The organism is Tenacibaculum piscium (genome assembly GCF_021390715.1).
Lineage (GTDB): Bacteria > Bacteroidota > Bacteroidia > Flavobacteriales > Flavobacteriaceae > Polaribacter > Polaribacter piscius.
In genome coordinates this window covers 1-12,565 of sequence record NZ_JAJGWT010000018.1, presented here as the reverse complement: position 1 = coordinate 12,565, position 12,565 = coordinate 1, and the positions used below count along the sequence as shown (strand labels likewise).

Genomic DNA, 12,565 nt, shown 5'->3' with positions numbered 1-12,565 from the left:
TAATTGACCGCCTGCGGACCCTTTAAACCCAATGATTCCGGATAACGCTTGGACCCTCCGTATTACCGCGGCTGCTGGCACGGAGTTAGCCGGTCCTTATTCTTACAGTACCGTCAAGATGCTACACGTAGCACGGTTTCTTCCTGTATAAAAGCAGTTTACAACCCATAGGGCAGTCATCCTGCACGCGGCATGGCTGGTTCAGAGTTGCCTCCATTGACCAATATTCCTCACTGCTGCCTCCCGTAGGAGTCTGGTCCGTGTCTCAGTACCAGTGTGGGGGATAATCCTCTCAGACCCCCTACCTATCGTTGCCATGGTAAGCCATTACCTTACCATCTAGCTAATAGGACGCATAGTCATCTTGTACCCATAAATGTTTAATAATTTAATGATGCCATCAAACTACATTATGGAGTGTTAATCTTCATTTCTAAAGGCTATCCTCCTGTACAAGGCAGATTCTATACGCGTTACGCACCCGTTCGCCGGTCGTCATCTGTGCAAGCACAATGTTACCCCTCGACTTGCATGTGTTAAGCCTGCCGCTAGCGTTCATCCTGAGCCAGGATCAAACTCTTCATTGTATATTTTAAATAATATTAATGAATAAGTTTCAAAAGAATTTAACTTCGTTAGAAGTTATGGTTATTCTACTCTTATTTACGCTGTCAATTTCAATATTTTCAATGAACGTGTCGAGTCGATACACACAAGTATTTTTCAACCTGTTAATCTTCTCAGACTTCTTTTGTAGAAATGTTAGAATTGAACTAACTGATTTTTATCGTAAAAATCATTCCGAAATTTCTTGATCGTTTCTCGCTTTAGTGTATTTCTTAAAGCGGTTGCAAAACTACAAACTATTTTTAAACTGACAAAATTTAATTTCATTAAATTTAAAAAGTTTTTTTTAGTTTGTTAATGAACTTTGTTTTTAAAACAGGTTGCAAATATAGTTTCTTTTATTAATAAAAAACAAGACTTTAGTAACTTATTTTTTACGTTTAAATATTATTAATTTTACAAACTTCTTAAAGAACTAAACTAACTTATAAACTTACGTTTTTCCGTTAGCGGTTGCAAATCTACAACTCTTTTCTGATTCAACAAGGAGTTTTTTAGCCTTTATTTAAAAGTATTTTTTTAAACACTAATATTCAACGAATTAAACCTTAATTATTATTTATCATAAACAAAATTTGAACGACATTATAGACAAAAACATAATAATCAGTGAAAAAATAGGTTCGCTTATAACAAAATTAATTTCCCCGTTTTTAACTCTTATGACTATCGGCACGAGCAAGATGCTCGCGATAGCCTACTTTTATAAACTAGTTAAATCATATTTATTTTTTGATTAAAAAACAAATCATAAACAGATAATGAAACGAACACACAGGTTATCCCCTACAAAATCAAACCTCTTTAAAAAATTTAACCTATTATTTTTTCCCTAAAATTAAACACACTAATAAAACTATTTTATCTTTTTTAATTTTAATACTGAAAAAAGTTCTCGATACTATTTTTTTGAAGAAAAAAAATCACTCGAAATGACAGATTATTTGTGAATTTTTAGTTTTTCGCTTTTAACTCTTATTTACTATCGGCACAAGCAAGATGCTCGCGATAGCGTATAAAAAACGAAACTAAATAGCTAAAAACAAATACAGTAAATAGACTTAGCCCCGATTGAAGCTTTGTTTGAGCTCTTTTTTTGATTTTTCTTCAAAAAAAAGCGAGTGCGGAAAGCGGGAAATAGCTCCAAAAAAAATCAAACAACACTATTTAATGTTTTGAACCTCTTTTCGAGCTCGACGCTTTCTTATCTTCACAAATAATTGCTTATAAACTGATAAATCAATAACTCCTCGGCTTTTTAAAACAATATTTTTATAATCTTTATCCAACTTCGGACGCTGATATTCTAATTTATCATCAATAAATGCACGCTGTAAAATATCCTCTATCAAAAAATCTTCATTCTCCTTTTCTGGCAAATATTCACTCTTTAAAGACAACTTAAATAAATTCGCCGTAGTATTATACCAAAATGCTTTCCAACCACTTCTCAACTCTTTTATATTAGCAAAAGCCGTTTTACCCGATTGTCGATGAATTAATTTTAATAAAATACGCCCCTCTGTTCTTGTTAATTTTTTTAACGGATTCGTTAACTCTTCCTGTAAATATTTTTGCGTCTTTCTTATATACTTTCTCTTTTTTCTCCTAGACTTGATTTTTGATAACTCTAAAGCAACACTATCTATTTTTTGAGACGCCAAAACAGCAAAAGGATACGCTTTATAAACTTTTCGGCGAAACCAATAATAATAATGAATATCAGACTTTTCCTTAAACTTATGTTTTGGAAAAACAGCAACCTCATTTAACGTAATCATTAAACTATCCCCTTTTTTTACCAAAAAATACGGATCATTTATTTGTGCTACAGAAATCGTAACAAAAAATAAAATATATAGATGTAAAAACTTTTTCATTTTTCTGATATCAAAAAGAACTTCAAAGATATTCGTTTCTTATTTAAAACAAAAAACCCATGAAATATTTCATGAGTTTTTTATACTTATTTTATATAAAAATTATTCTGCCATAATAGTTTCAGCAATTTGCTTATACGTACCATTTGCTAATTTTTCTCGAATTGCTGAAAAAGCAACAATTGTTTCATCTACATCTTTTTGTGTATGTCTTGCCGTTGGAATTAATCTTAAAATAATTAATCCTTTTGGAATTACAGGATATACCACAATTGAACAAAATACCGAATGATTTTCACGTAAATCTTGTACCATTGCCATCGCTTCAGGAATTTCTCCTTTTAAAAATACGGGAGTGATGCAAGTTTGTGTTGTTCCTAAATCAAAACCTGCATTTCGCAAACCTGATTGTAATGCATTGGTAATTTTCCACAAGTTCTCTTTCAACTCGGGCATCGTACGCAACATATCTAAACGCTTTAAAGCACCTTTTACCATCGGCATTGGTAATGATTTTGCAAACATTTGTGAACGCATATTGTATTGTAAATACTGAATTACGTCTTTATCTGCCGCAAAAAAAGCACCGATTCCTGCCATCGATTTTGCAAAAGTAGCAAAATAAACATCAATTCCATCTTGTACGCCTTGCTCAAAACCTGTTCCTTTTCCGCCTTCTCCTAGTGTTCCGAAACCATGAGCATCATCAACTAAAAATCTGAAATTATATTTTTCTTTTAAAGCAATAATCTCTTTTAAACGACCTTGTTCTCCTCGCATTCCAAAAACACCTTCCGAAATCAATAAAATTCCGCCACCTGTTTTTGCTGCCATTTTAGTGGCTCTTTGCAAGTTTTTCTCACAACTTTCGATATCGTTATGCCTATAAACAAAACGCTTTCCTGCATGTAAACGAACACCATCAATAATACAAGCGTGCGTGTCCATGTCGTACACAATAATATCTTCTTTGGTTACCAAAGCATCAATTGCCGATACCATTCCTTGATACCCAAAATTCACTAAATAAGCAGCTTCTTTATCAACAAAATCAGCACATTCTTGCTCCAATTGCTCATGATATTTTGTATGTCCTGACATCATTCTTGCGCCCATTGGATACGCTAATCCGTCAGTTGCAGCAGATTCGCCATCAACTTTTAAGACCGCTGGATGATTTGCCAATCCTAAATAATCATTGATACTCCAAGTAATTACTTCTTTTCCATTAAAAGACATTCTATTAGAAATTGGTCCTTCTAATTTAGGAAAAACGAAATATCCTTCTGCTTTATCTGCCCATTTTCCTAACGGCCCTTTATCTTGTTTAATTCTTTCAAATAAATCTTTAGTCATTATTACTTTTGTAATTTTATTCAAGGCAAAAATAATGCTTTTTAACAAATCCTCAAAGTAGTTGGCTACTTCATTGAAGGTTACTAAAAATAATATTATTTTTTAAAACTTTTTATTTTGATAATTTTTCAAGTTCTAAATGATAGTCATATTGTAAATCTTCATGTAGTGTTACTACTATTTTTTCAATCAATTTTACTTGTGTTGTAAGGATATTTTGTAATCGAGGACTATTTTTGATAGAAGGTTTTAAGTTTTTCAATTTGATACAATAATGTAATAATAATTCCACTTCTGTTTCTTTTTTCTTTGAAAAACGAATATATTTTTTGGTATTTGTTAATATTTTTCTGGCACTTTTTCTGATAAAAAAATAACTTTTGGTATTTATGGCATCAAATAATTCATTTATTTCGGACTTAACGCCTAAAATATAACGTTCTTCATCATCAGCTTCGAATAATAAATACGTCAGTAATTCTTTATTTTCTTTTTTAAAGCGGATTAATTGCAAACATACTTCTAGTAATTCATTCGAATTTTTATGTTTTAATTCCTCTTTTAAAGCTTTGATTGTAGCTGTTTTCATAACTATTTTATCTAAATAATTTAAAAACTAATATTAAGGGCAGACACACAGGTCTGCCCCTACTGGATTCTGTACGAGCGAACCTATGTGTTCGCCCATCGCCGAATAATTACTGAATACTTGGAATTGTAACAACTTCATTAACCTGGGCATCATAATCTACGCCATCAACTTTAAAACCGAATAATTTAAAGAATTCTTTACTATATCCTTCTAAATCTCCAATTTCTGATAAATTTTCTGTTGTTGCTTTTTGCCAAAGTTCAGCAATTTCAGCTTGAACATCTTCACGCATTTCCCAATCATCTACACGGATTCTTCCTTTTTCATCTAAGGCTACATCACCACCAAATAAACGCTCACTATATAAACGTTGAATTTGCTCGATACATCCTTCATGAATTCCTTTTGCTTTCATTATTTTATACAATAATGAAATATACAATGGAATTACAGGAATTGCCGAACTTGCTTGGGTTACTAAGGCTTTATTTACAGAAACATACGCTTTTCCTCCTATTGATTTTAAAGCTTCAGAAATACTAAAAGCGGTTGCTTCTAAATCATCTTTTGCCGCACCGATTGTTCCGTTTCTATATACTGGTTTTGTTACTTCTGGCCCGATATACGAATATGCCACTGTGGTCGCTCCTTCCGATAATAAGTTTTCAGCTTGTAACGCGTCTATCCACATTTTCCAATCTTCGCCTCCCATAACGGTTACCGTGTTGGCAACATCATCGCCTTCTGCGGGATTTATAGATATTTCTGATACTTTTCCTGTATGAAAATCGACTGTTTTATTGGTAAAAACTTCTCCAATTGGTTTTAAAACTGATTTAAAACGTTTTCCTGATACAGGATGCGTTCTCACTGGCGATGCCAAACTATAAATTACTAAATCAATTTGTCCTAAATCTTGTTTGATTAGGTTTACAACTTGTTCTTTTATTTCGTTTGAAAAGGCGTCTCCGTTGATACTTTTAGCGTATAAACCTGCTTTTGTTGCTTCTTTTTCAAAAGCGGCCGTATTGTAAAAACCTGGTGAACCTGGTTTTCCTTCTGTTGCTGGTTTATCAAAGAAAACACCAATAGTCGCCGCATCGGAACCAAATGCACTGGTTATTCTTGATGCCAATCCAAAACCTGTGGAAGCACCGATTACTAATACTTTTTTAGCACCTTCGATTTTCCCTTTAGATTGCACGTATGCTATTTGGTCTTTTACATTTTGTTCACATCCTGTTGGGTGCGATGTTAAGCAAATAAATCCTCTAGTTCTTGGTTCTATTATCATTCTTAATTAATTTCTTGATTAATTTTTTATTAATATTTCTGATTGGCTATCTTTAATTCGTTGCCCGATCATCATTAAAATTCTTTTATTGATATCAGCAGTATTGTTTTTATAGAATTCGAATTCCGCTACGGTAAACTGTCCTATAATCAATCCTAGAAACTGATTTTTTAAATTGATATTTTTCTTGGTGATTGTATTGACCGCTTTATTAAACTTTTCTTTTTCGATATGTACGATATCTACTTTTTGATTTTTGCAAAAAAAGATAAAGAATTGTATAATAAGTTCGTGTTGTAATTTTAAAATCGGACGTACGGTTTTATTCTGAAAATCTTCTACAGGAATTTCAGAGGATAAATTTAAAACGGGACGAATACTTATTTTTTTACTGTCCATTTAAAAAGTTGACTACATTTTTTTCAATACGATTTAATACATTTTCGGTATTAGCTTTTACAAATTTCTCCCCTGTAATTTGCTCGTATAATTCGATATATCTGTTAGAGATTTCGATAACTTTTTCATCAGACATTTCAGGAATTACTTGTCCTTCTTTTCCTTGAAAATCATTTTCGATTAACCATTGACGTACAAATTCTTTTGATAATTGCTTTTGGCTTTCTCCTTTTTCTTGACGTTCTTTATAGCCATCGGCATAGAAATAGCGAGAAGAATCGGGTGTATGAATTTCATCAATTAAAACGATTTTACCATCTTTTGTTTTCCCAAATTCATATTTCGTATCCACTAAAATTAAGCCACGAGAAGCGGCAATTTCTGTTCCTTTTTGAAATAAATCTCTAGTATATTTTTCTAAAATGATATAATCTTCTTCAGCAACTACGTTTTTAGCTAAAATTTCTTCTCGTGTAATATCTTCATCATGATCGCCATTTTCGGCTTTTGTGGAAGGTGTAATTATTGGGGTTGGAAATTGATCATTTTCTTGCATTCCTTCTGCCATTTCTACGCCACATAATACTCTTTTTCCAGCTTTATATTCACGCGCCGCATGACCAGACATATAACCACGGATAACCATTTCTACTTTAAAAGGTTCGCATAAATAACCGATTGCTACATTTTCATCGGGAGTTGCGTGCAACCAATTCGGAACAACCTCAGCGGTTTCGTTCATCATTTTGGTCGCTATTTGATTTAAAATTTGTCCTTTATACGGAATCTGACGTGGTAAAACGACATCAAAAGCAGATAATCTATCAGAAGCAATCATCACCAATAATTCATCATCTATATTATAAACTTCTCGTACTTTCCCTTTATAAACTGACTTTTGTTTTGGAAATTGAAAGTTAGTTTCATTAATTGTATTCATGTGCTGTTTGTTGTATTGTTTGTTGTTTTATTTAATGTATTGTTTGTTGCAAAAATATGGTATTTATTTTTGTTTTTGATATTCGTCTGTTGGCTATTCGGTTTCGATACTTTTATAAGCTTTGATAATTTTCTTTATCAATCGATGACGTACCACATCTTTATCATCTAAATACACTTGTGCAATTCCGTCAATATCTTTTAGCGCCAATAAGGCTTCTTTTAATCCAGATACTTGTTTTCGTGGTAAATCTATTTGTCCGGGGTCGCCTGTGATGATAAATTTAGCATGTTTTCCCATTCTAGTTAAAAACATTTTCATCTGATTATGGGTTGTATTCTGTGCTTCATCTAAAATAACGAAGGCATTATCGAGCGTTCTTCCACGCATAAATGCGAGCGGTGCAATTTGTATAATTCCTTTTTCGATATGCGATTCTAATTTCTCATGTGGAATCATATCCCGCAAGGCATCATATAAAGGTTGCATATATGGGTCTAATTTTTCTTTTAAATCTCCAGGAAGAAACCCTAAATTTTCACCAGATTCAACCGCTGGTCTGGTTAATATTATCTTACGAACTTCTTTTTCCTTCAATGCTTTTACCGCTAAGGCAACGGCGGTATATGTTTTTCCTGTTCCTGCGGGTCCTACGGCAAATAGCATGTCATTTTTTTGCATTAAATCGACCATTTTTTGTTGATTCGCTGTTTGTGCTTTTATCAATTTGCCATTAACACCGTGTACTAAAACGCCTTCTATTTTGCCAGATTTACGAATATCTTCTTCTTTTCCTGTCGATGTTAAAACACGTTCAATGCTATTTTCATCTAATTTATTGTATTTATTAAAATACTTGATAAGCATTTCTAGGCGTTTTTCTAATTCGTCTAAAATTTCGGATTCGCCATAGAGTTTTAAGGTATTTCCTCTGGCTACAATTTTCACTTTTGGAAAGTACTTTTTCAGGGTTGTAATAGTACTATTTTGAGCGCCAAAAAATTCATTTGGGTCAATTTCTGTTAATTCAATAATACGTTCGTTCAAATTGATAAATGTTTTAAATATTATTCACTTTAAAAATAATGATTATTTTTATTGAATTATGTAATTTCGCCATGAAATTTAGGGTATCATTTCAAAATTAAAAAAATAGCCATTATTAATGTACGCAAAAATTATTTTTTTATTCAATTCCTCCTTTTTTACTTTTTCTACGATTGAAAAATTTTCACAGAATTTTCACAGACTTTTCATAGATTTCACAGACTTTAATTCTTCTAAAACCATAATTTTACAATAATGAATTTTCCAACTATTTTCCCAGAACTTTCTACTGAAAGAGCTACGTTACGTCAAGTATCATTTAAAGATAAACGAGCTATTTTTAAATTGCGTTCTAACAAAGAAATCAACAAATTAATCAGCAGAGAAACGCCTAAAAACTTAAATGATGCCGATGCTTTTATCGAAAATTGTTTAACAGATTTCGAAAATGAAACCCGTATTTTTTGGGTAATTGAACATCAAGATTCTTCAAAAGTTATTGGAAGTATTGTATTATCGAATTTTAATTCTGAAAATGATTACGCCGAAATTTCGTATGAATTAAGTCCTGATTATCAAAAAGAAGGTTTCATGCGTGAAGCAATACAATCGGTTTTAGCCTTTGGAAATGTTGATTTAGCCTTAAAAACAATTGAAGCTTTTACACATCATAATAATAATGATGCGATTGCGTTATTAGAAAAACAGCAATTTATCTTACAATCGAGTAGTCAAGCAAATAGTCAAACGGCTAATCAGGTAAATTTAGAAAATACGCATATTTTTCGTTTGGATATCATTCAAGCATAATTCAAGATTCAAGTATATTTTTATGTATTCAATACTAAAAAAAGAAATCACTTTATTTTTTTCCTCGCCGATAGCTTATTTAGTTATCGGTATCTTTTTACTGATAAATGGCTTATTTTTATGGGTTTTTAAAGATAATTTCAATATTTTACATGCTGGTTTTGCCGATTTATATACTTTTTTTTACCTCTCGCCTTGGTTATTTTTATTTTTGATTCCTGCCATTACGATGAAAAGTTTTTCTGATGAATTTCAAAGTGGTACTATCGAATTATTAAAAACGAGTCCTATAAGCGATTGGCAGATTATTTTAGGAAAATTTTTAGCGTCATTATTATTGGTTTGCATCGCTTTATTGCCCACATTAACCTATGTTTATACGATTTATCAACTTGGAAACCCTGTTGGAAATTTAGATATTGGTAGTATTATCGGGGCATATTTCGGTTTATTTTTCTTAGCATCGGCATACACTGCGATTGGTTTATACACTTCCACATTTTCTAAAAATCAGATTGTGGCTTTTATAGCGAGTGTTTTTATTTCGTTTATTTTTTTCTACGGATTTGATGCGATTGCAACTTCTTTGCAAGGCTCTTTAGCTACTTCAAAATATACATTACAACAATTCGGAATGCAAGAACATTTTAAAAGTATGAGTCGTGGCGTATTAGATACTCGTGATATTATTTATTTTATCAGTATTACTTTTTTCTTTTTATTGATGACCAAACAACAATTAAAAAACGAGTAAAAAATGAATAAAAAGCTATCAAACATACGTTATATTGTTTTTTCTTTCTTCGGATTGTTTTTGATAAATTATCTTTCGAGTTCGGTTTATAAACGCTTTGATTTAACCCAAGATAAGCGTTTTACTATTTCTGAAATCAGTAGTAATTTATTAGATAATTTAGAGGACGCTATTTTTATAAATATTTATTTAGAGGGCGATTTTCCTGCGGAATTTAAGCGTTTACAAACAGAAACCCGTCAGTTTTTAGAAGAATTAAAAGCCTTAAATTCGAATATTCAATTTCGATTTATCAATCCTATTAATATTCGTGAAAAATTAATCAAAAAAGGCATGATGCCAAGCCAATTAACAGTGGAAGAAGACGGAAAATTATCCGAAGCTATTATTTTTCCTTGGGCGGAAATTAGCATCGGTAAAAAAACAGCACTCGTTTCTTTATTGCCAAATTCGGTTTCAAAAACACAAGAAGCACAGCTACAAAATGCTATTGAAAAACTAGAATATTCTTTTGCCAATGCGATACATAGTATCACCAAAAAAGAAAAACAAAAAATAGCCGTAATTTCAGGAAATGGCGAATTAGATGATATTTATTTGTATAGTTTACTGCGTGAAGTTGGCAAAAAATATCGCTTAGCAAAATTTACATTGGATAGTGTGGCGAAAAATCCGCAGAAAACAGTCAAAGAATTAACCAATTATGATTTAGCGATTATTGCCAAACCAACCCAGCGATTTACCGAAGCAGAAAAGTTTACGCTTGACCAATTTATCAGCAACGGCGGTAAAAGTTTATGGATGATTGACACCAATTATGCCGATACCGATAGTTTATATAATGATGGAAAAATGCTGGCTTTTCCTCGAGATTTAAACCTTACAGATTTATTGTTTAGCTATCAAATTCGCATTAATAACACTTTAATTCAAGATTTATATTCGGCAAAAATCCCGTTAGCCACAGGAAATACAGGAAATCAAACACAATTTCAGCACTTAAATTGGTTTTATCATCCGTTAATCAATGGAAATCCGAATCATGCAATTACCAAAAATATTGCACCCGTTCGATTGCGTTTTACCACACAAATTGATACACTAAAAGGTAACATCAAAAAAACACCTTTATTAGTAACATCAGTATTGACAAAAAAAATAGGAACACCCAATTTTGTCACCTTAAAAAGCATCGCCAAACAACCTAAAGAAGGCGAATTTGCAAGCGGAAAGCAACTTTTAGGTGTTTTATTAGAAGGAAATTTTAATTCAGCATATAAAAACAGAACCAAGCCTTTTGAAACATCACTTTTTAAAGCAAAAAGTGCTTCAAATAAAATGATTGTAATTGCCGATGGCGATATTGCTAGAAATCAGATTTTGAAAGGAAAACCACACGATTTATCCTTGGATAAATGGACTGGCGAACACTTTGGAAACAAAGAATTTTTAATAAATGCCATCGATTATTTATTAGAAGATAGTGATTTAATTAATTTGCGAAATAAATCAATTGCGATTGCTTTATTAGACAAACAAAAAGCATATTCTGAAAAACGATTTTGGCAATTTATAAACATCGGTGTTCCGTTACTTTTACTCGCTTTATTTGGTTTTGGATTTACTTATTTTAGAAAAAGAAAATATGCAAAATCATTATAAAAATTTACTTAAAAATAAACCAAAATATTTTACAAAATAAAAACGAGTTGTCAAAATGACAACTCGTTTTAGTAATAGCAATTCTCCCTTCAAACAAACTAAAAATAAAAACTATTATTTTTTAAAACCCTGAACCTCCTAAGTCACCTCCTCCCGGAATAGGCGATTGAGCTTGTGCTTTTTGAGGATTCAAAATTAAATACGTTCCTAAAGCAGTTAATGCAGTGTATTTTCCGTATTTCCCGATTTTTTTCAAGGCTTCTTTACGGTCTATTTTTGATGTTTTATTAGACTCCTTATTAATTTCTTTCATCTTTTTTATTTTTAAAATTTCAGCTATTTTGGATTAATTTTAATTTATTGAATACTAATTTTTTTACTAATTTGAGTTGTTCCAGATTGCACTTTTACAATATAAATTCCTGACGCTAAACTTGGCAAAACAACTGTTTTAGTAGTATTCTGTATTTCTTGTGTGAATACTTGTTTTCCAATCATGTTATATAAATTAACCGTTGCTTTTTCTTCTAAACCATTTATAATAAGTGAATTATTAGCTTTATAAACACTCAATTTTGATTTTAAAACAATCGTATCAGGATTTAAGTTTGATGAAGTTTTCGTGTGTACATAAAAACGTCCTGAACCTCCAGAAACTGTCGCTTTATATTCACCGCCGTTGCTTAATTCCGTTACTTTATTCGTTTCTTTATCCTCTAAATAAACGTTTAAATTTTCTGGTAAATTCATCGCTTTTGCTGAAAAAACAACTTCCCTAGCTTCCGAAGTTTTAATTCCTACTGGAATTATTGTTCCTGAAATTTTTTCTTTATTTACACATTGAAGCATAAAATCGGTATCGTTATAAGTTCCGTCTGCTAATTTGGTATAAACACCTACTTTCGATTGTCCGCCATCAAAATATCCTGCATCGTAACCAACATCTAAACCATCATTTGTGTTTGATAAATATTTAATTTGAGTAGTTTTACTAGTATTTCCTTTTGATTTTTCATCAGAAATTGTTAAAGCTACCGACGTTTGAACTGATTGCCTTGAACTTGATGATTGTTGATGTAATAACATCGCGGGCGTAAAATTAACAACACCATTTGTCGTTGCCATTTGCACAAAAAATCCTTGTCCTGGTTTTAATCGACTTGGTGAACTTGTATTATTTACAACATCATAATTTTTTGTGGTA

General features: G+C 31.7%; 12 protein-coding genes and 1 rRNA gene (1 of these 13 cut by a window edge). 3 read left to right on the top strand and 10 right to left on the bottom strand.

Annotated features, from left to right (window positions below; translation table 11 throughout):
* From L0U77_RS11505 to L0U77_RS11470, 8 genes are all read right to left on the bottom strand, one after another.
* A 16S ribosomal RNA gene (locus L0U77_RS11505) occupies positions 1–587 on the bottom strand (its annotated part extends 306 nt beyond the left edge of the window); the annotation flags it as partial.
* Between the two features lie 1,203 nt (positions 588–1,790).
* The gene (locus L0U77_RS11500) at positions 1,791–2,507 is read right to left on the bottom strand and encodes a DUF4294 domain-containing protein (RefSeq protein WP_101916495.1); all 717 of its coding nucleotides are present in this window, start codon (positions 2,505–2,507) and stop codon (positions 1,791–1,793) included.
* Positions 2,508–2,609: 102 nt separating this feature from the next.
* Positions 2,610–3,863: an aminotransferase class I/II-fold pyridoxal phosphate-dependent enzyme gene (locus tag L0U77_RS11495; protein WP_101916496.1), complete on the bottom strand. Its 1,254-nt coding sequence runs from the start codon at positions 3,861–3,863 to the stop codon at positions 2,610–2,612.
* A 112-nt stretch (positions 3,864–3,975) separates the two neighbouring features.
* Entirely contained in the window at positions 3,976–4,452 is a 477-nt protein-coding gene (locus tag L0U77_RS11490; RefSeq protein WP_233897490.1) for a hypothetical protein, read from the bottom strand.
* Between the two features lie 109 nt (positions 4,453–4,561).
* A complete protein-coding gene (gene fabV / locus L0U77_RS11485) occupies positions 4,562–5,749 on the bottom strand; it encodes an enoyl-ACP reductase FabV (protein ID WP_233901231.1) in 1,188 nt (395 codons plus the stop codon).
* 18 nt (positions 5,750–5,767) lie between these two features.
* Positions 5,768–6,148, bottom strand: a complete 381-nt coding sequence (locus L0U77_RS11480) for a glyoxalase (RefSeq protein ID WP_233861459.1) — start codon at positions 6,146–6,148, stop codon at positions 5,768–5,770.
* Complete coding sequence (locus L0U77_RS11475; protein ID WP_101916500.1) at positions 6,138–7,088, bottom strand: phosphoribosylaminoimidazolesuccinocarboxamide synthase; 951 nt, start codon at positions 7,086–7,088, stop codon at positions 6,138–6,140. Before L0U77_RS11475 ends, L0U77_RS11480 begins: the two co-directional genes overlap by 11 nt.
* Before the next feature lie 93 nt (positions 7,089–7,181).
* Positions 7,182–8,135 carry a PhoH family protein gene (locus L0U77_RS11470; RefSeq protein WP_101916501.1) on the bottom strand — a complete coding sequence of 318 codons (954 nt, stop codon included), beginning with the start codon at positions 8,133–8,135 and terminating at the stop codon, positions 7,182–7,184.
* Positions 8,136–8,390: 255 nt separating this feature from the next.
* On the opposite strand from L0U77_RS11470, the gene L0U77_RS11465 reads away from it, so the two are divergent.
* Genes L0U77_RS11465 through gldG form a run of 3 tightly spaced genes read left to right on the top strand, consistent with a single transcriptional unit; the run spans position 8,391 to position 11,361 of the window.
* Positions 8,391–8,945: a GNAT family N-acetyltransferase gene (locus tag L0U77_RS11465; protein ID WP_233897488.1), complete on the top strand. Its 555-nt coding sequence runs from the start codon at positions 8,391–8,393 to the stop codon at positions 8,943–8,945.
* 22 nt (positions 8,946–8,967) lie between these two features.
* Positions 8,968–9,699 (top strand): gliding motility-associated ABC transporter permease subunit GldF, encoded by a 732-nt coding sequence (gene gldF, locus L0U77_RS11460; protein WP_233897487.1) that lies wholly within the window; start codon positions 8,968–8,970, stop codon positions 9,697–9,699.
* Between the two features lie 3 nt (positions 9,700–9,702).
* The gene (gene gldG, locus L0U77_RS11455) at positions 9,703–11,361 is read left to right on the top strand and encodes a gliding motility-associated ABC transporter substrate-binding protein GldG (RefSeq protein WP_233897486.1); all 1,659 of its coding nucleotides are present in this window, start codon (positions 9,703–9,705) and stop codon (positions 11,359–11,361) included.
* Between the two features lie 121 nt (positions 11,362–11,482).
* Here the strand turns inward: gldG and L0U77_RS11450 are convergent, their stop codons facing one another.
* Both L0U77_RS11450 and L0U77_RS11445 read right to left on the bottom strand, forming a co-directional pair.
* Positions 11,483–11,674, bottom strand: coding sequence for a hypothetical protein (locus L0U77_RS11450; RefSeq protein ID WP_101916505.1), 192 nt, complete (start codon positions 11,672–11,674; stop codon positions 11,483–11,485).
* A 44-nt stretch (positions 11,675–11,718) separates the two neighbouring features.
* On the bottom strand, positions 11,719–12,565 hold an 847-nt coding region (locus L0U77_RS11445; RefSeq protein ID WP_233901230.1), incomplete at its 5' end, for a T9SS type A sorting domain-containing protein.

Coding starts and splice junctions, on each gene's coding strand:
- L0U77_RS11500 (WP_101916495.1), bottom strand. CDS start 2,507: ATGAAAAAGTTTTTACATCTATATATTTTATTTTTTGTTACGATTTCT.
- L0U77_RS11495 (WP_101916496.1), bottom strand. CDS start 3,863: ATGACTAAAGATTTATTTGAAAGAATTAAACAAGATAAAGGGCCGTTA.
- L0U77_RS11490 (WP_233897490.1), bottom strand. CDS start 4,452: ATGAAAACAGCTACAATCAAAGCTTTAAAAGAGGAATTAAAACATAAA.
- fabV (WP_233901231.1), bottom strand. CDS start 5,749: ATGATAATAGAACCAAGAACTAGAGGATTTATTTGCTTAACATCGCAC.
- L0U77_RS11480 (WP_233861459.1), bottom strand. CDS start 6,148: ATGGACAGTAAAAAAATAAGTATTCGTCCCGTTTTAAATTTATCCTCT.
- L0U77_RS11475 (WP_101916500.1), bottom strand. CDS start 7,088: ATGAATACAATTAATGAAACTAACTTTCAATTTCCAAAACAAAAGTCA.
- L0U77_RS11465 (WP_233897488.1), top strand. CDS start 8,391: ATGAATTTTCCAACTATTTTCCCAGAACTTTCTACTGAAAGAGCTACG.
- gldF (WP_233897487.1), top strand. CDS start 8,968: ATGTATTCAATACTAAAAAAAGAAATCACTTTATTTTTTTCCTCGCCG.
- gldG (WP_233897486.1), top strand. CDS start 9,703: ATGAATAAAAAGCTATCAAACATACGTTATATTGTTTTTTCTTTCTTC.
- L0U77_RS11450 (WP_101916505.1), bottom strand. CDS start 11,674: ATGAAAGAAATTAATAAGGAGTCTAATAAAACATCAAAAATAGACCGT.